Source organism: Microbacterium sp. CR_7, assembly GCF_041954755.1.
GTDB lineage: Bacteria > Actinomycetota > Actinomycetes > Actinomycetales > Microbacteriaceae > Microbacterium.
Window position 1 is genome coordinate 416,957 of sequence record NZ_JAVAYF010000004.1, and the last position, 25,429, is coordinate 442,385.

Genomic DNA, 25,429 nt, shown 5'->3' on the forward strand with positions numbered 1-25,429 from the left:
TCACGGCACAGCCGGTCCATAGGACGCATCCCTACGGTCGATTCAACGACATGCAGTTGTCTCGAACAGAGCCGGAGGACCATCATGATCCGCACGACCGTACCGACCACTGTCCGCAAGGGTTCCGCGCTGCTCGGCGTCGCCGGACTCCTCGTCCTCGCCGGATGCTCCGGCACCGGCGACGCGCAGACGCCCTCCACCGGTGACGACGGCACGACGTCGGACTCCACCGCCGCGAGCGGCGAGTACAAAGACGGCACGTATGAGGCCGAGGGCTCCTACCAGACGCCGGAAACCGTCGAGACGATCTCGGTGTCGCTGACGATCGCCGACGGCGTGGTCGAATCCGTCGAGGTGACGGGCGACCCCAAGGCCCGCGAGACCGAGCAGTACCAGGGCCAGTTCATCGACGGCATCTCCGACGAGGTCGTGGGCAAGTCCCTCGACGAGATCGAGGTCAGTCGGGTGGCCGGATCCTCGCTCACGAGCGGCGGCTTCAACGAGGCCGTGGCGTCGATCAAGGAGCAGGCCGCCGCCTGAGGCGCCTGACCCCGCCATGGCGACCTGGCGCTTCGAGGCGATCGGCACCGGCTGGGAGATCGAGAGCGATGTCGACCTCGTCGAGGCGACGCGGAGAACCGTCACCGCGGAGATCGAGCGCTTCGACCGCGAGTGGTCGAGGTTCCGAACGGACTCGGCGGTGACCCGCCTCGCCCGCGAGGGAGGGAGCATCGCGTCACCTGACGCGGCTCCCATGCTCGACGCGTTCCGAGACGCCTCCGCTGCGACCGGTGGCGCCGTGAACCCTCTCGTCGGTGACAGCCTCTCGGCGCTCGGTTACGACGCCTCGTATTCGCTCATTGCCGGCTCGCCGGTCGCCGCGCCGTCGGACTGGCAGCGCCTCGTGCGATGGACGGAGGGCGGCGCCACGGCATCCGCTCCCGTGCTGCTCGATGTCGGCGCGCTCGGCAAGGGGCGACTCGTCGACCTGGTGGCGGATGCGCTCCGCGGCGTGCCCGGCGATCTCGTCGTCGACGCCGGCGGTGACATCCGGGTGCGCGGGAGGGCAGTACGCATCGGTCTCGAGCATCCGTACGACGCGACCAAGGCCATCGGCGTCGTCGAGCTGCAGGATGCCGCGCTCTGCGCGTCGGCCGTCAACCGCCGTGCCTGGGGCGACGGCCTGCACCACGTCCTCGACGCGCGCACGGGCGTCCCCGTACGCACCTGGGCGGCGACCTGGGCGATCGCCTCGGACGCGATGCGAGCGGATGCCGTCGCCACGGCGCTCTTCTTCGACGGCGGCCCCGAGCTCGCCGGCGCGTGGGGAGTCGAGTGGGTACGGATGTCGACCGACGGGCGCGCCGAGCGCTCCGCCGGGTGCCCTGCCGAGCTGTTCACCGTCAGGGCGTAGGGGCATGGCCCTCTGCGCCGTCATCGATCAGGGAAGAGGAGAACCGTGATCACCTCCCTCACCGCGCTGCGGCAGCGCGTGCTGGCCTTCCTCGGCGGCATCTCGATGTACCGCCTCGTGCTGTTCGCTCTGCTCGCGCTCGCCGTCATCGCGATCGTGCTGTCGGCGCTCGGCGTGATCGTGTCGCCGACGCCGGTCGAGATCGTCGTGTCGTTCGTCGTGCTCGCCGTCGTCATCTCGGCCGTCGACGCCGCCGCGCAGCGCGTGCTCCGGCTGCCCTGGCGCATCGAGTCCTCGCTCGTGACCGCGCTCATCCTGCTGTTCGTGCTGCGTCCCGGCATCGAGGGCGCCGCGCTGCTGGGTCTCGCGATCGCCGGGACGCTCGCAAGCCTGTCGAAGTACCTCATCGCCTGGCGCGGTCGGCACATCGTCAACCCCGCCGCGTTCGGCGCCGCGGTCGTGTCGATCCTCGGGTCGTTCGGTGCATTCGAGTGGCTGGGCACCTCCTCCTCGTGGTGGGTCGGCACGCCCTCCCTCTTCCTGCCCGTCGCGATCCTCGGCCTCGCGGTGCTGTGGCGCACCGAGAAGGTGCGCATCGTGCTGGCCTTCCTCGTGATCGCGATCGCGGTGTCGGTGCTGCGGCAGGGGGCGCAGGCGCAGGAGTTCTCGATCGGGTTCGACCTCGGGAGCGCGCTCTCGTTCGCGGTGCTGCAGTCGCCCTTCCTCTTCCTCGGCGCATTCATGCTGTCCGAGCCCCTCACCATGCCGCCGCGGCGCTGGCAGCAGTTCTCGGTCGCTGCGCTCGTGGGCGTGCTGGCCGGGTGGCCGATCGCGATCGGATCGCTGTTCACCCTCGGTCAGGAGCGGGCGCTGCTCATCGGCAACCTCCTGGCGTTCGCCTTCGCGCTCCGCGGCTCGGTGCGTCTCGTGCTGGAACAGCGGCGGTCCCTCACGCCGACGGCGCAGGAGCTCACCTTCCGCGCGCGGGGGACCGTGCGCTTCCAGCCCGGCCAGTACCTCGAGCTCGACGTGCCGCATCGCAGGCCCGACGCCCGAGGCACCCGGCGCGAGTTCAGCATCGTGTCGGCGCCCGCCGATCTTCCGACGGTGCGCATCGCCTACAAGAACGGCGATCAGGCGCATCCCTCCAGCTACAAGCGCGCTCTCGCAGCGGCTGAACCCGGTGCGACGCTCGCCATGACCGGGACGTGGGGCGACTTCCTGCTGCCCCGCTCCGACACGCCCGTGCTGATGGTCGCCGCGGGGATCGGCGTCACCCCGTTCGTGTCGCAGCTGCGCCAGCTGCAGCAGACCGGTCAGCAGCGTGACGTGGTGCTCGTATACGTCGCCGCCGACAGCACCGAGCTGGCCTTCCGTGACGAGCTCGCGGCGACGGGCGCGCGCGTCGTCGTGTTCACCCGCGATGAGCCCGCTGACCTTCCCGCGCACTGGAGCTGGGCGCGGGGCGCGCGCCTCGACGGCGCGGGCCTGGAGCAGTGGGTGCCGGATCTCGGCTTCCGCCATGCGTACATATCGGGGCCGCCGCGGCTCATCGCCGATCTGGCCCCCGCGCTGCAGAAGGCGAGGTCGCTCACGACCGACGCGTTCGCCGGCTACTGATCGCCCGGCTCCCGATCGCCCGGCTACTGATCGCCGGGCTACTGATCGGAGGGCTGGTCCTCCGTCGACGATCCCGGGTGCATCGGGATGCGCACCGTGAACGTGGTGTCACCGGGTTCGCTGTCGACGGTGATCCGGCCGCCGTGACCCTCGACGATCGCCTTGACGATCGCGAGCCCGAGTCCGGTGCCGCCCGTCTGCCTGGCGCGGGAGGTGTCGGCCCTGGCGAACCGGGCGAACAGTTCGTCGCGCACGCTCGGGTCGATGCCGGGGCCGTCGTCGTGCACGCGCAGCACGGCGTCGTCGCCCTCGCGGTCGACCCGCAGTGTGATGTGGGTGCCTGCGGGCGTGTGCGTGCGGGCGTTCGCGAGCAGATTCGCCACCACCTGATGCAGCCGGCCCGCGTCGCCGATGATCAGGAGGGGTTCGTCGGGCACCTCGATGTTCCAGTGGTGTTCCGGCGCCGTAGGCCGCGCATCCGACAGGCCCTCGAGTGCGAGCTGAGTGAGGTCGACGGTGCCGTGCACGAGCTCTCGGCCCTCGTCGAGCCGCGCGAGGAGCAGCAGGTCCTCCACGAGCCTCGACATGCGCAGCGACTGCGCCTGGATGCGCTCAAGAGACGTCGTGGCGCCCTCGATCACCGCTGGGCCCTGCTGCTGGCTGAGGGCCTTCAGTGACAGCTCGGAGTACCCGCGGATGCTGGCGAGGGGCGTCCGCAGCTCGTGGCTGGCGTCTGCGACGAACCGCCGCATCCGCTCCTCGTTCTTCTGGCGTGCGGCGAGCGACGTGTTCACGTGATCGAGCAGCGTGTTCAGCGACGCGCCGACGAGACCGGTCTCGGTGCGCGGGTCGGCCTCGTACGCGGGAACCCGCTCGGTGATCTCGACCTGGCCGCGATCCAGCTGCTGGTTCGCGACGCGGGTGGCGGTGGCGGCGACCGCCCGCAGCGGACGCAGACTCACGCGGATCGTGATCGCTGTCGTGAGGGCGAGCAGGATCAGCCCGCCGAGGGTCGCGAGGACGATGACCGTCAGCAGGGTCGTGAGCTGGTTCTGGATCTCGTCGCGCGGGAGACCGGCGACGATGGTCGCACCCGTGCGCGGCGCTGTGACGACGACGACGCGGTAGGAACCGAAGCCATCGATGGTCACCGTGGCGTTGCGTCCACCCCGGAGAGCGGATTCGATCTGCGCGAGCTGCGCCGAGCTGAGGGCATCGGGGCCAGACCCGACGGTGTTGCCGGGTTGGTTGAGCACGACACCGCTCGCACCCGCCTGATTCGAGACCGCGAACAGCAGGCCGGGCTCCTGGGCGGTCTTCCCCGCCAGAACGTCCTCAGCGGTCGCGATGTTCGAGGGGAAGTCGTCGACGATGTACGACAGCTGTGTCGCGTACTGGCCGATCTTCTCGTCGAGCTGACGTTCGAGGGTCGCCCCCAGAGTCGCGCTCGTGATGACCGCGACGATCACGAGGATGAGCGAGACGAACCCGATCACCGCGGTCATGAGCCGGGTCTGCAGGCTCATCGGCCTCGCCGTGAGTCGGGGACTGGTCACTGAGGCGCCTTGATCATGTAGCCGACGCCGCGCACGGTGTGCAGCAGGGGGGTGCGACCCGCATCGATCTTCTTCCGCAGGTACGAGATGTACAGCTCGACCACCGACGACTTGCCGCCGAAGTCATAGCTCCACACCCGATCGAGGATCTGCGCCTTCGACAGCACGCGTCTCTCGTTCCGCATCAGGAACCGGAGCAGCTCGAACTCGGTGGCGGTGAGCTCGATCTCGGTGCCGTCGCGCACGACCTCGTGGCTGTCCTCGTTGAGCGAGAGGTCGGCGACGCGGAGGATCGACTGGCCGTCGTCGGCGGTGGCGTGTCCCGTGCGGCGGATGATGGCGCGGAGGCGCGCGATGACCTCCTCGAGGCTGAACGGCTTGGTGACGTAGTCGTCACCGCCGGCGGTCAGGCCTGCGACGCGGTCGCCGACGGCATCCTTCGCAGTCAGGAACAGGACCGGCACGAGGTTCCCCGCCTCGCGGAGTCGCCGCAGCACCGACATGCCGTCGAGGTCGGGCATCATGATGTCGAGCACCAGGGCGTCCGGCTCGAACTCGCGGGCGACCTGCAGGGCTTCGAGTCCCGAGGACGCTGTGCGCACTTCCCAGCCCTCCATGCGCAGAGCCATCGAGAGCAGGTCGGTGAGCATCTGCTCGTCGTCGACGGCGAGGATGCGCAGAGGGGAGCCGTCAGGGCGGCGCAGTTCGGGGAGGTCGGAGCTCATGCCTCCATTCTGCGGAATCTCCTATGACGTTTCTATGGGATCCGATATGTGTTCGCTGAGAGATCGGGTCCTGGTCGATCGGCATAGGTTTCTCATCATCCACGCCTCGATCCCGCAAATCTCCGATTCCTAACGTCGTGATCGGCCCGCGAACCGCGCGGCGGAAGGAGACACATGTACGGCACGTATCTGCGACGGGAGTTGGCGGGTCGCAAGAAGCAGACGGCGATCGTCGCGATAGGACTCGCGATCGCCATCGCCCTCGTCATCATCGTCAACGCGCTCACCGCAGGGGTGAGAGACGCGCAGGCGCAAGCCCTCGAGTCCGTCTACGGAATCGGCACCGACCTCACGGTCACCGGTGCGGCGGCCGAGCCGGGGGAGGGAGGCGGACAGCGCTTCGACTTCGGGTCGGAGGACGGCACGACCGACGGCGAGACCACCACGCTCAGCCAGTCGACTCTGCGCACCGACCTCATGCGCGGCACGCTCGACGCCTCGGTGCTCGACACCGTCACCTCGACGGACGGCGTGACGGCGGCGACTGCGGCACTCAGCCTCACGAACTCGACCTTCTCCGGGGAGCTGCCCAGCGGCGGCTTCGGCGGGACGGATGCCGAGGGCACCATGCCGACCGAGGGTCAGGCGCCCCCGCAAGGCGGAGAAGGCGGCGGCTCGTTCGGCGTCGACTCGTTCACCGTGCTCGGCATCGACCCCGCCGCGGCATCGGTGGGTCCACTCGCCTCGGTCGAGGTCAGCGACGGCCGTGCACTCGACAGCGACGACGGCGGCTCTCTCGTCGCTCTCGTCGACGCGTCTTACGCGACCACGAACGAGATCGCGGTGGGCGACGCCATCGACGTGGCCGGCTCCGACGTCGAGGTGGTCGGCATCGTGGCATCCACGTCCGACTCCGCCGACACCGCGGCGAACGTCTACCTGCCTCTCGACACCGCGCAGGAGCTCTCCGGCGCGGGCGACGTGATCTCGACCGTGTACGTGCAGGCCGAGTCCGCGGCGTCGATCGACGCCGTTCGGACTGCGCTCGCCGGCGAGCTCCCGGACGCGACGATCACCTCGCAGTCCGAACTCGCCTCGACCGTGTCCGGGTCGCTCTCCAGCGCGACGTCTCTCATCACGAACCTCGGCACGTGGCTGTCGATCATCGTGCTCGCCGTGGCCGTGCTGCTCTCGGTGCTGCTCACGCTGTCCGGAGTCTCGCGCCGCACCCGCGAGTTCGGCACGCTCAAGGCGATCGGCTGGTCGAACGGCCGTGTGGTGCGACAGGTGGCCGGCGAGTCGATGGTGCAGGGCCTGATCGGCGGAGCCGCGGGACTCGCGCTCGGCATCATCGGCATCGTCGTCATCAACCTCGTGAAGCCCACTGTGGCGGCCACCTCCGCTACCGGCGCCGACGGCGGCGGACCCGGCGGCATGGGCGGCGGTCCCACCGGTGGAGGAGGCATGTTCCAGGCGCAGCAGGCGGCGGACATCGTGCTGCAGGCGCCGTTCAGCCTCTGGGCGCTGGTGGCCGCGGTCGGTCTCGCCGTGCTCGGAGGACTCGTCGCCGGAGCCTTCGGCGGCTGGCGCGCAGCCCGCCTCAGTCCCGCCGAGGCATTGCGCTCCGTCGCCTGACACCCACACGCCACACAGAGACAAGGAGAAAACACATGACCATCGCAGACGTCGCCACGGCGACCGCACCCGGGGATGCCGCAGTTCCGCTGTACCGCGCGCGGGATGTCACACGCATCTATGCGCAGAAGGGGCGATCCGTCAGGGCCCTCACCGGGGTCGACCTCACCATTCACCCGGGCGAGTTCGTGACGATCCAGGGACCCACCGGCGGGGGGAAATCCACGCTGCTGCAACTGCTCGGGGCGCTCGACAAGCCGTCATCCGGCTCACTCCGGCTGGGCGAGATCGAGCTGGCCTCGGCATCCGCTCGCGAGCTCACCCGGATCCGTTCCGAAGAGATCGGCTTCGTGTTCCAGGGCTTCAACCTGATCCCGACCCTCACAGCCGCCGAGAACGTCGACATGGCACTGGAGCCGTCGTCACCGGGCAGAGCGGAACGAAGGAGACGTGTGGCCGAGGCCCTCGCCCATGTGGGGCTCGGAGACCGCGGCGATCACCTGCCGACAGAGCTGTCGGGCGGACAGCAGCAACGCGTCGCCATCGCCCGCGCGATCGTGAAGAGGCCGCGTGTGCTTCTCGCCGACGAGCCGACGGGCAACCTCGACGAGAGCATGCGAGACGAGATCCTCACGCTCCTCGAAGGGCTGTGCGCTCAGGGGATCACGATGATCGTCGTCACGCACGACTCCGCCGTCGCCCGCCGCGCGACCAGACGGCTGCGCCTCTCCCAGGGCGCCGTGCAGGACATCACCCGGTGAGGACGACGAAGGCCCCGGCGCGATGCGTCGGGGCCTTCGTCGTGCTCAGACGACGCTCAGTGCGTGTCTTCGGCTTCGATCTCGGTGCGGTCGCCCGACCACTGGGTGTGGAAGGTGCCTTCCTTGTCGATGCGCTTGTAGGTGTGCGCGCCGAAGAAGTCGCGCTGTCCCTGCACGAGCGCTGCGGGCAGGCGGTCGGCGCGGATGCCGTCGTAGTACGACAGCGACGACGAGAACGCCGGAGCGGGGATGCCGGCCTGGGCGGCGGCGATGACGACGCGCCGCCACGCGGCCTGACCGCGGGTGAGCGCCTCGGCGAAGTACGGCGCGGTCATGAGCACGGGGAGCTCCGGCTCGGCCTGGTAGGCGTCGGCGATGCGGTTGAGGAACTGTGCGCGGATGATGCAGCCGCCGCGCCAGATCTTCGAGATCGCGCCGAGGTCGATGTTCCAGTCGTACTCGGCTGCGCCCGCACGGATCTCGTCGAAGCCCTGCGAGTACGCGACGATCTTCGAGGCGTAGAGCGCCAGACGCACATCCTCGATGAACGCGTCGACGTCTTCCGGGGCGACGGTGAACGCCTCGCCCGGGCCGGGGAGAGCGGCGGCCGCGGCGCGCTGCTCGGGGTGCGAGGACAGCGAGCGGGCGAACGTGGCCTCGGCGATACCCGAGACGGGGACGCCCAGCGACAGAGCGGTCTGCACGGTCCACGCTCCCGTGCCCTTGGCACCGGCCTGGTCGAGGATGACGTCGACGAGCGGCTTGCCGGTCTCGGCGTCCAACTGACGCAGCACCTCGGCGGTGATCTCGATCAGGTACGACTCGAGTTCGCCCCGGTTCCAGTCGGCGAAGATGTCGGCGATCTCGGCCGGGCTCTTGCCGGTGCCGCGACGGATCAGGTCGTACGCCTCGGCGATGAGCTGCATGTCGGCGTACTCGATGCCGTTGTGCACCATCTTCACGAAGTGTCCGGCGCCGTCGTGACCGACGTGCGTGACGCACGGCTCGCCCTCGGCGACTGCGGCGATCGACTTCAGGATCGGGCCGAGCGTGACCCACGACTCGTCCGAGCCGCCTGGCATGATCGACGGGCCGGTGAGGGCACCCTCCTCGCCGCCGGAGATACCGGCGCCGACGAAGTTCACGCCCGTCTCGCGGACGGCCTTCTCGCGGCGGATCGTGTCGGGGAAGTACGCGTTGCCGCCGTCGACGATGATGTCGCCCGGCTCGAAGACCTCGAGGAGCGAATCGATCACGGCATCCGTCGGGCGGCCGGCCTTGACCATGATGATCGCGGTGCGCGGCTTCTGCAGCGAGTCGGCGAACTCCCGGTAGGTCTGCGCGGGCAGGAAGCCGGCCTCGGGGTGCTCGGAGACGAGCGTCTCGGTCTTCTCGTAGCTGCGGTTGAAGATCGCCACCGTGTTGCCCTCGCGGCTGGCGAGGTTACGGGCGAGGTTCGACCCCATGACGGCGAGTCCGACGACTCCGATGTTGGCTGATGCTTCGGGCACAGAGGGCTCCTCGATCGTGAAGGTTGGGATGCCCCCAGATTATCGCGGTGCGCGCGATCGAGCCGCGTCTGTGTCGGCGTCAGTCCTTGCGGTAGCCGGAGCGGCCGAGCGAGAAGAGGGCCCCGAACGTCGCGGCGGCCGCGCACACGGTCATCGCGCCGATGACCCAGGCGATCACGTGGGAGAAGAAGGCGCCGTCGAACATGGGGACTCCGTTTTCTGCAGAGGGGGCCGGTGTCCTCAGCCTACCGGGTCGTTTGCTACCATGAGGGGAGTACCTCGGCGAGGGATGCTTCTGCGCGTGCGCGGAACATCCGTTATCGACGCGGCGAAGCAAGCCGGTGGCTTCCCTCACGTGTCTGCGTTCGAGAACAATTCCAAGACCACCGCGCAGCCTCGCTGCGTGCCCCGAAGGAGAACCCCATGTCTGAAGACACCAAGGTCGTCGCCGAGCTCCGCGAGAGCTTCGGCAAGGGCTTCGCCCGTCGCCTCCGCGCCGCCGGCAAGATCCCTGCCGTCATCTACGGTCACGGCACCGAGCCCGTGCACGTCGCTCTGCCGGGCCACCAGGTCTCGCTGATCATCCGCCGTGCCAACGCGCTGCTCGAGCTCGACATCGCGGGCAAGGAGCAGCTCGCCCTGGTCAAGGACGTCCAGAAGGACCCGGTGCACCAGATTGTCGAGCACATCGACCTCCTCGTCGTGAAGAAGGGTGAGAAGGTCACGATCGACGTTCCCGTCGTCGTCACGGGCGAGCCCTTCGCCGGTACGATCGCCACGCTCGACGCGACCACGTTGTCGATCGAGGCCGAGGCCACGCACATCCCCGAGAACGTCGAGGTCTCCGTCGAGGGTCTCGAGGAGGGCGCGCACATCACGGCCGCCGACGTCGCACTGCCCAAGGGCTCGACGCTGCTGACCGACCCCGAGGTCCTCGTCGTCGCCGTGTCGGTGCCGGTCCTCGAGGTCGAGGAAGACACGACCGCCGAGGAGCCCGCCGAGGGCGAGACCGAGGAAGAGGCCGCTCAGGAGGACGCCGCGGAGTAATCTCCGACAGCTTCAGCACGGAGGGGACGCGAGGTCATCGCGTCCCCTCCGTCGTATCCCGACGCGGACGGCCGTCCGCACATGCGAGAGGACGACGACATGGCATCCACCTGGCTCGTGGTGGGGCTGGGCAATCCCGGCCCGCGATACGAGGCGACCCGGCACAACATCGGGCAGATGGTCGTCGACGAGCTCGCCGCGCGTCGCGGCGAGACCTTCCGCGAGCACAAGGCGGGGGCGCGGGTCGTCGAGACCTGGCTGCGCCCGGGGGCGGACAAGCTCGTGCTCGCGAAGCCCAACACGTTCATGAACGTCTCGGGGACGCCCGTCGCCGCCCTCGCGCGCTTCTACTCCGTGCCGCCGGAGCGGCTCGTCGTCGTGCACGATGAGCTCGACATTCCCTTCGACACGATCAAGCTCAAGAGCGGCGGCGGTCACGGCGGCCACAACGGCGTGCGCGACATCGCGAGCGCGATCACCACGCCGGACTTCCCGCGGGTGCGGGTCGGCATCGGACGTCCCCCGGGTCGACAGGATCCGGCGGACTGGGTGCTGTCGCCGTTCGGCAAGGACGAGCGCGCCAACCTGCCGATCCTCGTGTCGGACGGGGCGGATGCCGTCGAGCTGCTGGTCGCAGAGGGGCTCGTCGCGGCACAGCAGAAGCACCACGCGCCGCGCTGACGCCGGCCCGAGCCTGAGATCAGGAGGCTGCGCCGAGATCAGGAGGATGCGGTCGGAAAGTTCCTGATCTCTGGTGATGCTCCTGATCCCAGCAGCCCCGCACGGCGGCCGCGGATCAGGTGGTCGGCAGGAAGCCCGCGGCCGTTCCCGTGGAGATCGCGAACAGCAGGACGACCCAGAAGATGATGGGTCCGAGCACAGCGACGACGAGCGCCGCGATGCCGGCACCCCGTCCCTGATTCCGGCGAATGGCGAGGATGCCGATGACGATCGCCGCGATCCCGAGGATCGTTCCGGTCCAGAACGAGATCTCGGCCCAGAGCACCTGATCGCGGGCGGGCGACAGCAGCGACAGGAAGTCGGGGTCGGTCGTGTCGAGGCCGCTGGGGATGCGGCGTCCGATCTCGTAGCCGGCGACGCCGACCACGATCGGCGTGACCACGGAGGACACGGCAGCGAAGATCAGCGACAGGATGCCGAGCAGCGCCGACTTCTTCTCGGTCGGGCGAGGCACCTGGTAGGCGCCGGATGGAGCGGCGTAACCCCCGACCGGCACCTGGTAGGCCCCGGGAGGAGCGGGTTGCACATAAGCGGGTGTGCCGGGAGCGGGGAACTGCGGAGCACCGGCCGGGGCCGGCGGGATGCCCGGCGGCACGGGCGCCTGCGCGGGAGCCGCCGGGTAGGCGGCGGGCGCTGCGTGGGACGGGGGAGCGGCGTATGCCGGGGGAGCCTGCGGTGCCGGCGGAGCGGCGTATGCCGGCGGAGCGGCGTATGCCGGCGGAGCCTGCGGTGCGGGCGGAGCCGGCGGGTACGCGGCGGGAGCCGGAGGCACCGGAGGGACGTCACCGTACGAGGGCTGCTGCGGATCGCTCACGCCCCCATCCTAGGTGCGCCCCGGTTCAGACTCGGCGCAGCAGGCCGACGCGGTCGTACACGGTCGCGAGGGTCGCGTCGGCGACCTCATCGGCCCGCGCGGCGTTCGAGGCGAGGATGCGGTCGAGCTCGGCCGGGTCGTCGAGCAGCTCCAGCGCGCGAGCGCGCACGGGCTCGAACTCGTTCACGACGACCTCGGCGAGACCCTTCTTGAAATCCCCGTAGCCGCGGCCGGCGTACTCGTCTTCGATCGACGCCACCTGGCGACCCGTGAGGGCGGCGTAGATGGTCAGCAGGTTCGAGACCCCGGGCTTGTTCTCGCGATCGAAGCGCACCGACCCCTCGTTGTCGGTGACGGCGCGCATGATCTTCTTCGCGGACTTCGCCGGGTCGTCGAGCATCCACAGCACGCCGGCGTCGCTCTCGGCCGACTTCGACATCTTCGACGTCGGGTTCTGCAGGTCGTAGATGCGCGCGGTGTCCTTCTGGATCACGGGCTTCGGCACGACGAAGGTCTCGCCGAACCGCGCGTTGAAGCGCTCCGCGAGGTCGCGCGTGAGCTCGACGTGCTGCTTCTGGTCGTCGCCGACGGGCACGACATCGGTCTGGTAGAGCAGGATGTCGGCGGCCATGAGCACCGGATACGTGAACAGGCCGACGCTCGTCGAGTCCGCGCCGTAGCGAGCCGACTTGTCCTTGAACTGGGTCATGCGACCCGCTTCGCCGAATCCCGTGATCGTTGAAAGGATCCAGGCCAGCTCGGCGTGCGCGCGCACGTGCGACTGCACGTACAGCGTCGACTGGGAGGGTTCGATGCCCGCAGCGATGTACTGAGCGGCCGTCCGGCGGGTCTTCTCGCGGAGCTCGGCCGGGTCCTGAGCGACGGTGATCGCGTGCAGGTCGACGACCGAGAAGAAGGCGTCGAACGAGCTCTGCAGTTCCCGCCACTGCAGCAGCGCCCCGATGTAGTTGCCGATCTGGAGGGAGTCGGCGGAGGGCTGCATTCCGGAGTAGAGGCGAGGCTTGGTCACGGTATCAATCCTATGGGCGACGCGTCGCCCGCGAGTTCAGTAGGTGTAGTCGACGACGACGGGCGCGTGGTCGCTCCAGCGCTGGTCATAGGCGGCCGCACGGGCGACGTGGTACGCCGTGACGCGCTCGGCGAGCGCGGGAGTGGCGAGGTGGTAGTCGATGCGCCACCCCGAGTCGTTGTCGAACGCCTGTCCGCGCATCGACCACCAGGTGTACGGCCCCTCGACCTCGCCGTGGAAGCGCCGACCTACGTCGACCCAGCCGAGGCCGACACCCGTCGAGCCGTCGACCCCCTCCACTGGCTCGCCCGCCGGGCCGAGGAAGCGATCGAAGTACGCGCGCTCGCGCGGGAGGAATCCCGCCTTCTTGCGGTTGCCTCGCCAGTTCTTGATGTCGAGCTCACGGTGCCCGACGTTGAGGTCACCGGTCACGAGCGCGAGGGCGTCGTTCTGACCGAGCTCGGCGAGCCGCGCGCCGAACGCGTCGAGGAACTTCCACTTCTCCTCCTGCTTCGGAGTGTCGGCCTCGCCCGAATGCACGTAGGCGCTCACGACGGTAAGCGGACGGTCGCCGATCAGGAAGTCGGCCTCGATCCATCGGCCCTTCGAGTCGAAGTCGGACGGTCCGAAATCGGTGCGGAACGAGAGCGCGGGCACACGGCTGGCGATCGCGACACCGGCTCGGCCCTTGGCGCTGGCCTCGTCGTGCACGAAGGTCCAGCCGGGAAGGGCGGCCTCGAGGTGCTCGTCCTGACCGCGCACCTCCTGGAGGGTGAGCACATCGACGTCGGCGGCGTCGAGCCAGGAGCTCATCCCGTTGCGGGCCGCCGCCCTGATCCCGTTGACGTTGACAGAGGCGATACGCAGATGAGGCATGCGGACAAGCCTAACGAGCGCCACCGACATCCCGGGACGCGCTGTCGCGCTCCGCTCGCAGCCTCTCGATGAAGGAGGGGACGGGGTCGGGGAGGGGCGGCGCCGACGCCTCGAGCTGGGCGAGATCCGCCTCCGCGTGGCGCTCCTGCCTGCGGGCGGCCCACGAGCGGTACCACGGCGCCCGCTCGCGTGCCGATCGTGCGGCATCCAGGCGGATACGCGCGGCGGCGACGAGGGTGCGGTGTTCGTCAGCCAGCCGCTGCGCATCCGAGCGTCGGGTGAGGGGAAGGTCTCGGTCACGTGCCGAGACCGCGATCCACGACGAGGCGACCAGCATCACCACGCCGTTGACGCGGAACCACAGCAGGAGGCCGACGAAGATGGCGAACGTCGCCAGCAGGGGGTTGCTCGGGGTGTAGCTCAGCAGGAACCCGGCGCCGTACTGGAGCACTGTCATCGCCGCTCCGCCGAGGAGGGCGCCCGGCCAGATCGTCCGCCAGGCGAGGGAGGTACCGGTCAGGAACCGCACCATCGCCGCCAGCGCGCCCGAGAGCAGCGCGAAAGACACCACGACGGTGCCGAGACGGATGCTCAGGGTGAGCCCGGCCGACCCGGTGTCCCACCCGACGAGGCCGAGCAGCCAGCTCAGGGCGGCGGCACTGGCCGAACTGAGCAGGGATCCCGCGATCAGCGCGACGCCGAAGATGAGCGCGGCGAGGAGATCACGCGCCTTGAGCATCACGTAGCTGCGGAGGTCGGGTGGCAGTCCGAAGATGTCGCGGGTGGCCCGGCGGGAGAACGTCACCCAGCCGATGGCCGTCCAGATGACAGTGCCCAGGGCGATGAGGCCGGTGACGCTGAGGACGCCGGTCGTGCTCGCGGCGATCTCCTGGGCCTGTTCGGGCGTGAACAGCCCGCCCTCCGGCTGGATGAGGTTCGGGATGTAGCTGTTGATGACGTCGATCAGGGCGTCGACGGCCTCTTCGCTCGCTCCGAGCCAGAGGCCGGCGACGGCGAACGCGAGGTAGATCGCGGCGAAGATGGCGAACAGGGCCTGGTAGCTGACTCCGGCTGCGAGCAGGAAGCCGTTGTGCTGCAGGAAGTGTCGCCACACCCGCACCGGGAAGAGTCCGAGCGTGCGCCTCGTCAGCGTCGCCGCGCGGTCCACGACCGCATCGATCCGCCCGGGCTCCGTCTCGCCCGCTGCTCGATCTCGCTCCGACACGTCTTCACCCTATCGGCGGCCGCACCGGAGACGGCAGACGGGCGGCCTCCCGAAGGAGACCGCCCGTCGAACAGCTGGAACCGGAGGTCAGGGACGACCGCGCAGCACGGCCTGCTTGACTTCGGCGATGGCCTTGGTGACCTCGATGCCTCGGGGGCACGCCTCGGAGCAGTTGAAGGTCGTGCGGCAGCGCCAGACGCCCTCCTTGTCGTTGAGGATGTCGAGGCGGACGTCCGCGTTGTCGTCGCGGGAGTCGAAGATGAAGCGGTGCGCGTTGACGATCGCCGCCGGGCCGAAGTACTGGCCGTCGGTCCAGAACACCGGGCACGACGAGGTGCACGCGGCGCACAGGATGCACTTGGTCGTGTCGTCGAAGATCTCGCGATCGGCGATCGACTGAGTGCGCTCCTTGCCCTTCTCCGGCACGGAGTTCGCGACGAGGAACGGCTGCACCTCGCGGTACGACGCGAAGAACGGCTCCATGTCGACGACGAGGTCCTTCTCCAGCGGCAGGCCCTTGATCGCCTCGACGTAGATCGGCTTCGAGATGTCGAGATCCTTGATCAGCGTCTTGCAGGCGAGGCGGTTGCGGCCGTTGATGCGCATGGCGTCGGATCCGCAGATGCCGTGCGCGCAGGATCGGCGGAACGTGAGCGAGCCGTCGACCTCCCACTTGATCTTGTGCAGCGCGTCGAGGACGCGGTCGGTGGAGTACAGCTCCACGTCGTAGTCGACCCAGTGCGGCTCCGCATCGACCTCGGGATCGAAGCGACGGATGTTGAACGTGACGATGAAGGACTGGATGCCGGTGTCCTCCGTGGCCTCTGCGGGGGCCTCGGCGAGTGCGTTCGACATGCTCAGTACTTCCTCTCCATCGGCGGGTAGTTGAACTCGCCCTGCTCGTTCTTGGTGAACACGACGGGCTTCCAATCGAGCTTGATGTGGTCGCTCGGGTCGGAGGAGTGGGGGTCGCCCGTCAGGTACGCCATGGTGTGCTTCATGTAGTTGTCGTCGTCGCGCTTCGGGAAGTCGTCGCGCATGTGGCCGCCCCGGCTCTCCTCGCGGTTCTGCGCCGCGTACACGACGACCTCGGCGATGTCGAGCAGGAAGCCCAGCTCGACCGCCTCGAGAAGGTCGGTGTTGAACCGCTGGCCCTTGTCGTCGACGTGCACGTTCTTGTAGCGCTCGCGCAGCTCGGCGATGACGCCCAGGACGTGCTGCAGTGATTCGTGCGTGCGGAAGACCTGCGCGCCCTTGTCCATCTCGTCCTGCAGCGTCTTGCGCAGCACCGCGATGCGCTCGGTGCCCTGGTTGTTGCGCAGGCCCTCGAGCATGTCGGAGACGAACGCCGCCGGGTTCTCGGGCAGCGGCACGAAGTCGGCGGTCTTGACGTACTCGACCGCGTTGCGGCCGGAGCGCTTGCCGAAGACGTTGATGTCGAGGAGCGAGTTCGTGCCGAGGCGGTTCGCGCCGTGCACCGAGACGCACGCGCACTCGCCGGCGGCGTACAGGCCGGGGACGACGGTGTCGTTGTCCGCGAGCACCTCGCCGTTGTTGTTCGTCGGGATGCCGCCCATCGCGTAGTGGGCGGTGGGCATCACCGGCACGGGCTCGACGACCGGGTCGACGCCCAGGTAGGTGCGGGCGAACTCGGTGATGTCGGGGAGCTTGGTCTCGAGGACCTCGGCTCCGAGGTGCGTGCAGTCCAGAAGCACGTAGTCCTTGTGCGGCCCGGCGCCGCGACCCTCTGCGACCTCCTGCACCATGCAGCGCGCGACGATGTCGCGAGGAGCGAGGTCCTTGATGGTGGGGGCGTAGCGCTCCATGAACCGCTCGCCGGAGGCGTTGCGGAGGATCGCGCCCTCGCCGCGGGCACCCTCGGTGAGGAGGATGCCGAGGCCGGCGAGACCGGTCGGGTGGAACTGGAAGAACTCGAGGTCCTCCAGGGGGAGGCCCTTGCGCCAGACGATGCCGACGCCGTCACCGGTGAGGGTGTGCGCGTTCGAGGTGGTCTTGAAGATCTTGCCGAAGCCGCCGGTGGCGAAGATCACGGCCTTCGACTGGAAGACGTGCAGCTCGCCGGTCGACAGGTCGTAGGCGACGACACCCGCGACCTGGGTCTTGCCCGCGGCATCCTTCACCGTGATGAGGTCCAGCACGTAGAACTCGTTGAAGAAGTTGATGCCGAGCTTGACGCAGTTCTGGAACAGCGTCTGCAGGATCATGTGGCCCGTGCGGTCGGCGGCGTAGCAGGCGCGGCGCACCGGCGTCTTGCCGTGCTCTGCGGTGTGCCCGCCGAACCGGCGCTGGTCGATCTTGCCCTCGGGTGTGCGGTTGAAGGGGAGACCCATGTTCTCCAGGTCGATGACCGCGTCGATGGCCTCCTTGGCGAGGATCTCGGCCGCGTCCTGGTCGACGAGGTAGTCGCCGCCCTTGACCGTGTCGAAGGTGTGCCACTCCCAGCTGTCCTCCTCGACGTTCGCGAGGGCCGCCGCCATGCCGCCCTGCGCCGCGCCGGTGTGCGACCGCGTCGGGTAGAGCTTCGAGATCACGGCGGTCTTCGCGCCGGGACCCGCCTCGATCGCCGCGCGCATGCCCGCGCCGCCGGCGCCGACGATGACGATGTCGAACTGGTGGTAGTGCACGCCGTCGCGCACGAAGGAGTCCTGGGTCTCTGTAGTCACTTCTTCTTATGCCTTCTCTTCTACTTGCCCAGTGTTAGTTGCCCAGTGTCTGGCACTGTTCCCACAGCGTGCTCGACTCGGTCACACCGAGGCACGGGTCGAACGTGAAGACCACGAGGGTGCCGAGGATGATGAGCAGCGCCGCCGCGAGGCCGAGAGCCCAGATCAGCGCCTTGCGCGCGGTGGCGTTGGTGACGTAATCGTTGACGATCGTGCGCATGCCGTTCGCGCCGTGGATCAGGGCGAGCCAGAGCATCAGCACGTCCCACCACTGCCAGAACGGCGTGGCGAACTTACCGGCGATGAACGCGAAGTCGAGGGCGTGGATGCCCTCGCCGACCATGAGGTTGATGAACAGGTGTCCGAAGATGAGGATCACGAGCACCATGCCCGAGACCCGCATGAAGACCCAGCCCCACTTCTCGAGGTTGACCCCGCGGCGGGCGCGGGTGGGGGCGGCGACGGTCTGGGCGGTCATCAGTGTCCTCCTCCGAAGCCGGCGAACGCGAGCATGAGGTGGCGCGGCACGAAGCCCGCCATGATGATGCCCCAGACAAGGAGCACGCCCCAGAAGAGCTGGCGCTGGTAGCGGGCGCCCTTCGACCAGAAGTCGACCGCGATGATGCGCAGGCCGTTCATGGCGTGGAAGACGATGCCCGCGACGAGCACGACCTCGCCGAGTGCCATGACCGGGTTCTTGTACGTGCCGATGACGGCGTCGTACGCCTCCGGCGACACCCTGATGAGCGCCGTGTCGAGCACGTGCACCAACAGGAAGAAGAAGATGGCGACTCCGGTGATGCGGTGAAGCACCCACGACCACATGCCTTCGCGACCCCGGTAAAGGGTGCCGCGGGGGGTCTTTGACGTGGTTTCCGAAATCGACGGTGTCAAGCGAGCGCTTGTGGACACGGTCGTCCTCCCTGGATCGATGTGACTCGGTCGCGTGCGCTGCGTGGTCCGGGCAGGATCCCGTCTTCGCGAGGCACGGCCGATCGGAGTCCATCCTATTCCCGTCGGCGGGGCCGCAGCGACGAAGGCGTGCCTAACCGGCTCGACGTCCATAGCGTTCCCGTATGGTTCCGATCAGCTCTCGACATGGTCGGATGCGACCCAGTGCGGGGCAGGGGCCCGGCTACCCTGGCAGGGTGAGCCATCCCATCCCGAACTTCTACGCCGTGATCCCCGCCGGCGGCATCGGCAGCCGACTCTGGCCGCTCTCGCGTGCGGACGCCCCGAAGTTCCTGCACGACCTCACGGGATCGGGGCACTCCTTGCTCCGTGACACCTGGGACAGGCTCGAACCGCTCGCCGGTCCCGATCGCATCGCGGTGGTGACCGGACGAGCGCATCGGGCCGCGGTGGAGGCGCAGCTGCCGGGGGTCGCCGACCTCAACGTGTTCCTCGAGTCCGAACCTCGCGAGTCCGCCGCCGCGATCGGCCTCGCCGCGGCGATCCTGCACCGCCGCGATCCCGACGTCATCATCGGCTCGTTCAGTGCGGACCACGTGATCCGAGGCACACGCGTGTTCGAGTTCGCTGTGCGGGATGCCGTCGAGGTGGCGCGCGAGGGATACATCTGCACGATCGGCATCTCGCCGACGGAACCCGCGGTCGGGTTCGGCTACATCAAGAGGGGCCCGGAGCTCGTCGTCGAGGGAGCCAGGGAGGCGGCGCTCGTCGAGAGCTTCGTCGAGAAGCCCGACCTCGAGACGGCGAAGGCCTACGTCGCGAGTCGCGACTACCTGTGGAACGCGGGCATGTTCATCGCGAAGGCGAGCGTGCTGCTCGACGAGCTCGCGGCGAACGAGCCCGCCCTGCACGCGGGCCTCGTCGAACTCGCCGAGGCGTGGGACGATCGCGACCGGCGCGGCCCTGCGGTCGACCGCATCTGGCCCGCCCTGAAGAAGATCGCGATCGACTACGCGGTCGCGGAGCCCGCGGCCAAGCGCGGGCGGCTCGCCGTCGTGCCAGGCCACTTCGACTGGGATGACGTGGGGGACTTCGCCTCGCTCACCAAGCTCATCACGAACGGCCGCAAGAACGATCTGGCCGTGCTCGGGCCGAAGGCCAGAGTGCTGTCGGATGCGGCCAGCGGCATCCTCGTCAGCCAGACCACACGTGTGATCAGCCTCGTCGGAGTGCAGGACATCGTCGTGGTCGACACCCCGGATGCGCTCCTCGTGACGACCGTCGAGCACGCGCAGAGAGTCAAGGGCGTCGTCGAGTCGCTCAAGCTCACCGGACGCGGAGATGTGCTCTGATGCGCAGATGAGCGCGCATCTGTGCTCACCCGTTGGCTTGATTTCAGCTTTGTAACCATTCCCTACCGGCCCGCTCCTCGATGTACGCAATCGGCGAAACAGTAGGTAACTTTGATCGATCCGCGAGGGCCGCGGGTTCGTTGAGGAGGCATGAGTTGACCATCTCCACCACCAAGAAGCTGCTCGGCGCGACCATCGCCGCTGGAGTCGTCTTCGCTCTCGCCGGCTGCGGCCAGGCTCCGACGGAATCCGGCGACAACGGCGGCGGCGACGCCGCATCCGACTTCCTGCCCTGCCTCGTCTCGGACGCCGGCGGCTGGAACGACAAGTCGTTCAACCAGTCCGCCAAGGAGGGCATGGACCGCGCAGCGGACACCCTCGGCGTCAAGCCGCTCGAGTTCGAGTCGGCCAATGACAACGACTACGCGCCGAACCTCGAGACCGCCGTCTCCGAAGGCTGCTCGTTGATCGTCTCGGTCGGCTTCAAGCTCTCGGCGGCGACCGTCGAATCCGCTCTCGCGAACCCGGACATCGACTACGCGATCATCGACGACTACGCCGACAACGATTTCGATGGCACCACCGACGCGCCGAACATCAAGCCCCTCGTCTTCGACACGGCTCAGGCCGCCTACCTCGGCGGCTACGCCGCAGCCGGATGGTCGGCTCAGGCAGGCGTGAACAAGGTCGGCACCTTCGGCGGCATGCAGATCCCGTCCGTCGCGGTGTTCATGGACGGCTTCGCGCTCGGCGTGGACAAGTACAACGAGGACAAGTCGGGCGCCGTGCAGGTGTTCGGCTGGGATGTCGACACCCAGGAGGGCTCGTTCACCGGCGGCTTCGACGCCAACGACACCGCCAAGCAGACCGCCCAGGGAGTGCTGGACCAGGGCGTGGACGTCATCCTCCCCGTCGGCGGCCCCATCTACCAGAGCGCGGCAGCCGCGATCAAGGACAGCGGCAAGGACACCCTCATGGTCGGCGTCGACAGCGACCTCGCCGTCGCCGACGAGAGCGTCGCCGACGTCACTCTCTTCTCGATCATGAAGGCCATCGACGTGGCCGTCGAGGACGCGACGATCGCGGCCTCGGAGGGCGACTTCGACCCGGCGCCGTACGTGGGCACGCTCGAGAACGAGGGCGTGAAGCTCTCGGGCTTCGGCTCGTTCGAGTCGCAGCTCCCCGACGGGCTGCTCGACGAGATCGCAACTCTGCAGGAGCAGATCATCTCCGGCGACATCACGGTGGAGTCCCCGAACTCCCCGTAAGTCGCAGCAGGTCCAGGGCGGGGCGAGTGGAGCAAGCAGCCACTCGCCCCGTGCCGTGGGCGGACCACTGTCCGCAGGGCGGGCGCATCGGTGCGCACCGCCCGAGACTCTTCGGACACTTCTGGATAAGGTGCAGATATGAAGCTCGAACTTCGCGGCATCACCAAGCGATTCGGTAGCCTCGTGGCCAACGACCACATCGATCTCGTGGTCGAGCCGGGGCAGATCCACGCTCTTCTCGGTGAGAACGGCGCAGGCAAGTCCACTCTCATGAACGTCCTGTACGGCCTGTACCAGGCCGACGAGGGCGAGATCCTCCTCGACGACGTCGTGCAGCGCTTCCGCGGTCCCGGTGACGCGATGAACGCGGGCATCGGCATGGTGCATCAGCACTTCATGCTCGTACCCGTCTTCACGGTCGCGGAGAACGTGATGCTCGGACACGAGCAGACCAAGGGCGTCGGCCGGCTCGACATCGCCAAGGCGCGGGAGCACGTGCGCGCGGTCGCCGCTCGTTTCGGCTTCGACATCGACCCGGACGCCATCGTCGGCGATCTGCCGGTCGGAGTGCAGCAGCGCGTCGAGATCATCAAGGCGCTGTCGCGCGACGCCAAGGTGCTCGTGTTCGACGAGCCGACGGCGGTGCTGACTCCCCAGGAGACGGACGAGCTCATGGGCATCATGCGGCAGCTCCGCGAAGAGGGCACCGCCATCGTGTTCATCACCCACAAACTCCGCGAGGTCCGCGAGGTCGCGGACACCATCACGATCGTGCGCCTCGGACGCATCGTGGGCGAGGCGTCGCCGACCGCCAGCAATGCCGAGCTCGCCTCGCTGATGGTCGGCCGCGCGGTCGAGCTGACGGTGCAGAAGGATGCGCCGCGGCTCGGCGACGGCGGTCTCGAGGTCGAGGGACTCCGCGTCCTCACCCCGACAGGCGCGATCGTCGTGGACGGGGTCGACTTCACCGTGCGGCCGGGCGAGGTGCTCGCGATCGCGGGCGTGCAGGGCAACGGTCAGACCGAGCTGGTGGAGGCCATCGTCGGTCTCGCGGCGCGCGTCGAGGGATCGATCACTCTCGACGGCACGCAGCTCGTCGGCAAGAGCGTCCGCGGCATCCTCGACACGGGTGTCGGGTTCGTGCCGGAGGACCGCAATGAGGACGGACTGGTCGGCGGGTTCTCCGTCGCGGAGAACCTGATCCTCGATCGCTCCGACGACGAATCGTTCAGCCGTGGAGGGACGATTCGCCGCGCCGCGCTCGAAGAGTTCGCGAAGGAGCGGATCGCCGAGTACGACATCCGGACGCAGGGACCCCACACCCCGGCGGGTACGCTGTCGGGCGGCAACCAGCAGAAGGTCGTGATCGCCCGCGAGATGAGTCGCGAGCTGCGGCTCCTCGTCGCCGCCCAGCCGACGCGCGGCGTCGACGTGGGGTCGATCGAGTTCATCCACAAGCGCATCATCGAGACGCGGGACGCGGGAGTCCCCGTCGTGGTCGTCTCGACCGAGCTCGACGAGGTCGCAGCTCTCGCCGACCGCATCGCGGTCATGTATCGAGGAACCATCGTCGGCATCGTGCCCGGCGACACCCCGCGCGAGACGCTGGGTCTGATGATGGCGGGCGCTGCCGAAGGAGAGGCAGCCGCATGAGCGGGACAACACCGGGGGCGGATGACGCCGTGAAGGGCGTCCCCGCCGAGCAGCTGCCGCGGGCGACGGGTCCGCTGACCGGCGACGTTCCGCCGCCGCCTCGAGGCAACGTCATCCTCAAGGAGATCCTGCGCGGCAGCGCTGTCTCGACCGTCCTCGCCATCTTCTTGGCGCTCGTCGTCGGCGGCGTCCTCATCGCGTTCACGAACGAGGACGTCCAGGAGGCTTCCGGGTACTTCTTCGCCCGCCCCGGCGACACGTTCGCGGCGGCGTGGCAGGCGGTCTACAACGGCTACGAGGCTCTTTTCCGCGGCGCGATCTTCAACGCGCGGGGCAACGACTTCGCAGCGCAGATCCGCCCGCTCACGAACACTCTCGGCTTCGCCGCCCCGCTCATCGCCGCCGGTCTCGGTGTGGCCCTCGCGTTCCGCGTCGGCCTGTTCAACATCGGCGCCCGCGGTCAGATGCTCATCGGCGTCGCGGTCGCCGGTCTGCTGACGTTCAACCTCGACCTGCCGATCTGGCTCCACATCCCCGTCACGCTCATCGCCGGTATCGCCGGTGGTGCACTCTGGGGCGCGATCGCGGGTCTCATCAAGGCCCGCACCGGCGCGCACGAGGTCATCCTCACGATCATGCTCAACTACGTGGCGTATTACCTGCTGCTGTGGATGATCCGTACTCCGGGGCTGCTGCAGAAGCCCGGCACCAATCAGGCGCTCGGATCTCCGACGCCGGAGACGGCGCAGTTCCCCGAACTGCTGGGCCCGCGGTTCCCGCTGCTCGACTTCGGCTTCGTGCTCGTGATCGTGGCGACGCTGTTCGTCTGGTGGCTGATCGAGCGCTCGGCGCTCGGCCTTCGCATGCGCGCGGTGGGAGAGAACCCCCACGCGGCTCGTGCGGCCGGAATCAGCGTGCAGCGGGTCTACGTGTACGCCATGCTGTTCGCCGGCGGCCTCGCCGGTCTGGCCGGCATGAACCAGGTGCAGGGTGCCGTCACCACGGGTATCACCGAGACGATCGATGCCGGCATAGGCTTCGACGCGATCACGGTCGCGCTCCTGGGTCGCAGCCGCGCCTGGGGCACGTTCGCAGCAGGAATCCTCTTCGGTGCTCTCAAGGCCGGGTCGTTCTCGATGCAGGCGCAGGACATCCCCGTGGACATCGTGCTCGTGGTGCAGTCGCTCGTCGTGCTCTTCATCGCGGCTCCGCCGCTGCTGCGCGCAGTGTTCTTCCTGCCCAAGTCCGATGCGGAGAAGGCAGCCAAGGCGAGAGTCAAGGCTGCGAAGAAGGCGGTGGCCGCATGATGTCGCTCGTTCAGACCGAGGCCGCCGACGGCACGGTGCAGCTCGCCACCGTGCGCGAGCGTCACCTGAAGGCGCCGATCGTGCTCGCCGCGGTGACCGTGCTCCTCGCGCTTCTCTTCCTGCTCGTTCCACGCAGCGGCACGAGCTCGTTCCGGCTGAGCGACCAGTCGTCTGCCCTCGCACTGCCGGATGTGGCGCTGCCGACGGGGCCGACCATCTGGGTGGTCGTCGGCATCCTGGTCGTGCTCACGATCGCAGCGTTCCTGCGCGCGTGGAGCTATCGCAAGGCGTCGCTGTGGATAGCCGCCGGCTTCGGCGCGATCGCGGTCTTCGGCTTCCTCGTCTGGGCCGGAGCCGGCGGTCTCGTCCCCGTCACCAGCCTTCTCTTCGGCGCGGTGTCGCTGTCGGTGCCGCTCGTGTTCGGCGCTCTCGGCGGAGTGATCGGCGAGCGCGCCGGCGTCGTGAACGTCGCGATCGAGGGGCAGCTGCTGCTCGGCGCCTTCTCCGCGGCCCTCCTGTCGAGCATCACCGGAAGCCCCTTCGTTGGCCTCCTCGGAGCCATGCTCGGCGGTGTTCTCGTCGCCAGTGTTCTCGCGGCATTCGCGATCAAGTACCTCGTCGAGCAGGTCATCGTCGGCGTCGTGCTGAACGTGCTCGTCAGCGGCCTCACCGGCTTCCTCTACGGTGCGCTCCTGGCTCCGCACGAGGCGGAGCTCAACACGCCCGTGCGCTTCAGCCGCATCGAGATCCCGCTGCTGAGCGACATCCCGATCATCGGTCCGGTGCTCTTCAATCAGACGTTCATCGTGTACCTCATGTTCATCACCGTCGCGGTCGTCGCCTGGGGCCTTTACCGCACCAAGTGGGGTCTTCGTCTGCGCGCCGTCGGCGAGCACCCGCAGGCGGCAGACACCGTCGGCATCAAGGTCAACTCGACGCGCTTTTGGAATGTGCTGCTCGCGGGCGCTATCGCCGGTGTCGGCGGGGCGTACTTCACGCTGGTGTCGGTTCCGCAGTTCGGCAAGGACATGACAGCAGGCCTCGGGTTCATCGCCCTCGCCGCAGTGATCTTCGGTCGATGGGACCCGATCCGTGCGACGCTGGCCGCGCTGCTCTTCGGGTTCGCCACGAACCTGCAGAACCTGCTGTCGATCCTGAAGACGCCGATCCCCGGCGAATTCATGCTGATGCTGCCGTACGTCGTGACGCTGCTCGCGGTGGCAGGCTTCGCGGGTCAGATCCGTGGCCCTGCGGCGAGCGGCAAGCCGTACATCAAGTCCTGACACCCGAGGAGTCGA

General features: G+C 68.6%; 24 protein-coding genes. 12 read left to right on the plus strand and 12 right to left on the minus strand.

The genetic code is table 11. From position 1 onward, the window contains the following. Positions 1 to 84 precede the first annotated feature (84 nt). From RAC81_RS11140 to RAC81_RS11150, 3 genes are read left to right on the plus strand one after another with little or no spacing between them, the layout of a single operon-like run. Entirely contained in the window at positions 85 to 540 is a 456-nt protein-coding gene (locus RAC81_RS11140; RefSeq protein WP_375082401.1) for an FMN-binding protein, read from the plus strand. A 16-nt stretch (positions 541 to 556) separates the two neighbouring features. Further along, positions 557 to 1,414 carry an FAD:protein FMN transferase gene (locus tag RAC81_RS11145; protein ID WP_375082402.1) on the plus strand — a complete coding sequence of 286 codons (858 nt, stop codon included), beginning with the start codon at positions 557 to 559 and terminating at the stop codon, positions 1,412 to 1,414. Between the two features lie 45 nt (positions 1,415 to 1,459). Further along, positions 1,460 to 3,034 carry an FAD-dependent oxidoreductase gene (locus RAC81_RS11150; protein WP_375082403.1) on the plus strand — a complete coding sequence of 525 codons (1,575 nt, stop codon included), beginning with the start codon at positions 1,460 to 1,462 and terminating at the stop codon, positions 3,032 to 3,034. Positions 3,035 to 3,072: 38 nt separating this feature from the next. On the opposite strand, the gene RAC81_RS11155 is transcribed toward RAC81_RS11150, so the two are convergent. Both RAC81_RS11155 and RAC81_RS11160 read right to left on the minus strand, forming a co-directional pair. Then, positions 3,073 to 4,560: a sensor histidine kinase gene (locus RAC81_RS11155; RefSeq protein WP_375082404.1), complete on the minus strand. Its 1,488-nt coding sequence runs from the start codon at positions 4,558 to 4,560 to the stop codon at positions 3,073 to 3,075. A gap of 26 nt (positions 4,561 to 4,586) precedes the next feature. Continuing rightward, positions 4,587 to 5,315 carry a response regulator transcription factor gene (locus RAC81_RS11160; RefSeq protein WP_375082405.1) on the minus strand — a complete coding sequence of 243 codons (729 nt, stop codon included), beginning with the start codon at positions 5,313 to 5,315 and terminating at the stop codon, positions 4,587 to 4,589. A gap of 174 nt (positions 5,316 to 5,489) precedes the next feature. Between RAC81_RS11160 and RAC81_RS11165 the strand changes: the two genes are divergently transcribed. Then, positions 5,490 to 6,950 (plus strand): ABC transporter permease, encoded by a 1,461-nt coding sequence (locus RAC81_RS11165; protein ID WP_375082406.1) that lies wholly within the window; start codon positions 5,490 to 5,492, stop codon positions 6,948 to 6,950. 35 nt (positions 6,951 to 6,985) lie between these two features. Beyond that, positions 6,986 to 7,711 (plus strand): ABC transporter ATP-binding protein, encoded by a 726-nt coding sequence (locus RAC81_RS11170; protein ID WP_375082407.1) that lies wholly within the window; start codon positions 6,986 to 6,988, stop codon positions 7,709 to 7,711. A gap of 56 nt (positions 7,712 to 7,767) precedes the next feature. Here RAC81_RS11170 and gndA read toward each other — a convergent pair whose 3' ends face one another. Further along, positions 7,768 to 9,222, minus strand: coding sequence for an NADP-dependent phosphogluconate dehydrogenase (gene gndA, locus RAC81_RS11175; RefSeq protein ID WP_375082408.1), 1,455 nt, complete (start codon positions 9,220 to 9,222; stop codon positions 7,768 to 7,770). Between the two features lie 79 nt (positions 9,223 to 9,301). Beyond that, a complete protein-coding gene (locus RAC81_RS11180) occupies positions 9,302 to 9,427 on the minus strand; it encodes a hypothetical protein (RefSeq protein WP_256999418.1) in 126 nt (41 codons plus the stop codon). A gap of 218 nt (positions 9,428 to 9,645) precedes the next feature. On the opposite strand from RAC81_RS11180, the gene RAC81_RS11185 reads away from it, so the two are divergent. Together RAC81_RS11185 and pth are read left to right on the plus strand one after the other, a co-directional pair. Continuing rightward, a complete protein-coding gene (locus tag RAC81_RS11185) occupies positions 9,646 to 10,269 on the plus strand; it encodes a 50S ribosomal protein L25/general stress protein Ctc (protein ID WP_375082409.1) in 624 nt (207 codons plus the stop codon). Positions 10,270 to 10,368: 99 nt separating this feature from the next. Further along, entirely contained in the window at positions 10,369 to 10,950 is a 582-nt protein-coding gene (gene pth / locus RAC81_RS11190; protein WP_375082410.1) for an aminoacyl-tRNA hydrolase, read from the plus strand. A 115-nt stretch (positions 10,951 to 11,065) separates the two neighbouring features. Here the strand turns inward: pth and RAC81_RS11195 are convergent, their stop codons facing one another. The 8 genes from RAC81_RS11195 to sdhC form a co-directional block, all read right to left on the minus strand. Further along, a complete protein-coding gene (locus RAC81_RS11195; protein ID WP_375082411.1) occupies positions 11,066 to 11,824 on the minus strand; it encodes a hypothetical protein in 759 nt (252 codons plus the stop codon). A 25-nt stretch (positions 11,825 to 11,849) separates the two neighbouring features. Further along, entirely contained in the window at positions 11,850 to 12,854 is a 1,005-nt protein-coding gene (gene trpS, locus RAC81_RS11200; RefSeq protein WP_375082412.1) for a tryptophan--tRNA ligase, read from the minus strand. A 36-nt stretch (positions 12,855 to 12,890) separates the two neighbouring features. After that, entirely contained in the window at positions 12,891 to 13,730 is an 840-nt protein-coding gene (locus RAC81_RS11205; RefSeq protein WP_375082413.1) for an exodeoxyribonuclease III, read from the minus strand. Between the two features lie 10 nt (positions 13,731 to 13,740). Beyond that, positions 13,741 to 14,955, minus strand: a complete 1,215-nt coding sequence (locus RAC81_RS11210) for a YihY/virulence factor BrkB family protein (protein ID WP_375082414.1) — start codon at positions 14,953 to 14,955, stop codon at positions 13,741 to 13,743. An 87-nt stretch (positions 14,956 to 15,042) separates the two neighbouring features. Then, positions 15,043 to 15,810, minus strand: coding sequence for a succinate dehydrogenase iron-sulfur subunit (locus tag RAC81_RS11215; RefSeq protein WP_341933913.1), 768 nt, complete (start codon positions 15,808 to 15,810; stop codon positions 15,043 to 15,045). A 2-nt stretch (positions 15,811 to 15,812) separates the two neighbouring features. Next, on the minus strand, positions 15,813 to 17,639 hold the full coding sequence (gene sdhA / locus RAC81_RS11220; protein WP_375082415.1) for a succinate dehydrogenase flavoprotein subunit: 1,827 nt from the start codon (positions 17,637 to 17,639) through the stop codon (positions 15,813 to 15,815). 34 nt (positions 17,640 to 17,673) lie between these two features. Continuing rightward, the gene (locus RAC81_RS11225; RefSeq protein WP_251587388.1) at positions 17,674 to 18,117 is read right to left on the minus strand and encodes a succinate dehydrogenase hydrophobic membrane anchor subunit; all 444 of its coding nucleotides are present in this window, start codon (positions 18,115 to 18,117) and stop codon (positions 17,674 to 17,676) included. Further along, entirely contained in the window at positions 18,117 to 18,551 is a 435-nt protein-coding gene (gene sdhC, locus RAC81_RS11230) for a succinate dehydrogenase, cytochrome b556 subunit (protein WP_096713723.1), read from the minus strand. Before sdhC ends, RAC81_RS11225 begins: the two co-directional genes overlap by 1 nt. Positions 18,552 to 18,745: 194 nt before the next feature. Here sdhC and RAC81_RS11235 point away from each other — a divergent pair, with 194 nt between their 5' ends. The 5 genes from RAC81_RS11235 to RAC81_RS11255 all read left to right on the plus strand — a co-directional run bounded on the left by RAC81_RS11235 (position 18,746) and on the right by RAC81_RS11255 (position 25,414). Further along, entirely contained in the window at positions 18,746 to 19,903 is a 1,158-nt protein-coding gene (locus tag RAC81_RS11235; RefSeq protein WP_375082416.1) for a mannose-1-phosphate guanylyltransferase, read from the plus strand. Positions 19,904 to 20,058: 155 nt separating this feature from the next. Next, positions 20,059 to 21,171: a BMP family protein gene (locus tag RAC81_RS11240; RefSeq protein ID WP_375082417.1), complete on the plus strand. Its 1,113-nt coding sequence runs from the start codon at positions 20,059 to 20,061 to the stop codon at positions 21,169 to 21,171. Between the two features lie 138 nt (positions 21,172 to 21,309). Continuing rightward, entirely contained in the window at positions 21,310 to 22,824 is a 1,515-nt protein-coding gene (locus RAC81_RS11245; protein WP_375082418.1) for an ABC transporter ATP-binding protein, read from the plus strand. Further along, positions 22,821 to 24,131, plus strand: a complete 1,311-nt coding sequence (locus RAC81_RS11250; RefSeq protein ID WP_375082419.1) for an ABC transporter permease — start codon at positions 22,821 to 22,823, stop codon at positions 24,129 to 24,131. The genes RAC81_RS11245 and RAC81_RS11250 overlap by 4 nt, the downstream gene beginning before the upstream one ends. Further along, the gene (locus RAC81_RS11255; RefSeq protein WP_375082524.1) at positions 24,131 to 25,414 is read left to right on the plus strand and encodes an ABC transporter permease; all 1,284 of its coding nucleotides are present in this window, start codon (positions 24,131 to 24,133) and stop codon (positions 25,412 to 25,414) included. The genes RAC81_RS11250 and RAC81_RS11255 overlap by 1 nt, the downstream gene beginning before the upstream one ends. Positions 25,415 to 25,429 lie beyond the last annotated feature (15 nt).

Excerpts from the sequence above, each read along its gene's own strand:
- RAC81_RS11250 (WP_375082419.1), top strand. The coding sequence starts at position 22,821 with ATGAGCGGGACAACACCGGGGGCGGATGACGCCGTGAAGGGCGTCCCC.
- RAC81_RS11255 (WP_375082524.1), top strand. The coding sequence starts at position 24,131 with ATGTCGCTCGTTCAGACCGAGGCCGCCGACGGCACGGTGCAGCTCGCC.
- RAC81_RS11205 (WP_375082413.1), bottom strand. The coding sequence starts at position 13,730 with ATGCCTCATCTGCGTATCGCCTCTGTCAACGTCAACGGGATCAGGGCG.
- RAC81_RS11160 (WP_375082405.1), bottom strand. The coding sequence starts at position 5,315 with ATGAGCTCCGACCTCCCCGAACTGCGCCGCCCTGACGGCTCCCCTCTG.
- RAC81_RS11180 (WP_256999418.1), bottom strand. The coding sequence starts at position 9,427 with ATGTTCGACGGCGCCTTCTTCTCCCACGTGATCGCCTGGGTCATCGGC.
- pth (WP_375082410.1), top strand. The coding sequence starts at position 10,369 with ATGGCATCCACCTGGCTCGTGGTGGGGCTGGGCAATCCCGGCCCGCGA.
- RAC81_RS11155 (WP_375082404.1), bottom strand. The coding sequence starts at position 4,560 with ATGAGCCTGCAGACCCGGCTCATGACCGCGGTGATCGGGTTCGTCTCG.
- RAC81_RS11165 (WP_375082406.1), top strand. The coding sequence starts at position 5,490 with ATGTACGGCACGTATCTGCGACGGGAGTTGGCGGGTCGCAAGAAGCAG.
- RAC81_RS11225 (WP_251587388.1), bottom strand. The coding sequence starts at position 18,117 with ATGACCGCCCAGACCGTCGCCGCCCCCACCCGCGCCCGCCGCGGGGTC.
- RAC81_RS11145 (WP_375082402.1), top strand. The coding sequence starts at position 557 with ATGGCGACCTGGCGCTTCGAGGCGATCGGCACCGGCTGGGAGATCGAG.
- RAC81_RS11215 (WP_341933913.1), bottom strand. The coding sequence starts at position 15,810 with ATGTCGAACGCACTCGCCGAGGCCCCCGCAGAGGCCACGGAGGACACC.
- RAC81_RS11185 (WP_375082409.1), top strand. The coding sequence starts at position 9,646 with ATGTCTGAAGACACCAAGGTCGTCGCCGAGCTCCGCGAGAGCTTCGGC.
- RAC81_RS11170 (WP_375082407.1), top strand. The coding sequence starts at position 6,986 with ATGACCATCGCAGACGTCGCCACGGCGACCGCACCCGGGGATGCCGCA.
- RAC81_RS11245 (WP_375082418.1), top strand. The coding sequence starts at position 21,310 with ATGAAGCTCGAACTTCGCGGCATCACCAAGCGATTCGGTAGCCTCGTG.
- RAC81_RS11140 (WP_375082401.1), top strand. The coding sequence starts at position 85 with ATGATCCGCACGACCGTACCGACCACTGTCCGCAAGGGTTCCGCGCTG.
- RAC81_RS11235 (WP_375082416.1), top strand. The coding sequence starts at position 18,746 with ATGCGACCCAGTGCGGGGCAGGGGCCCGGCTACCCTGGCAGGGTGAGC.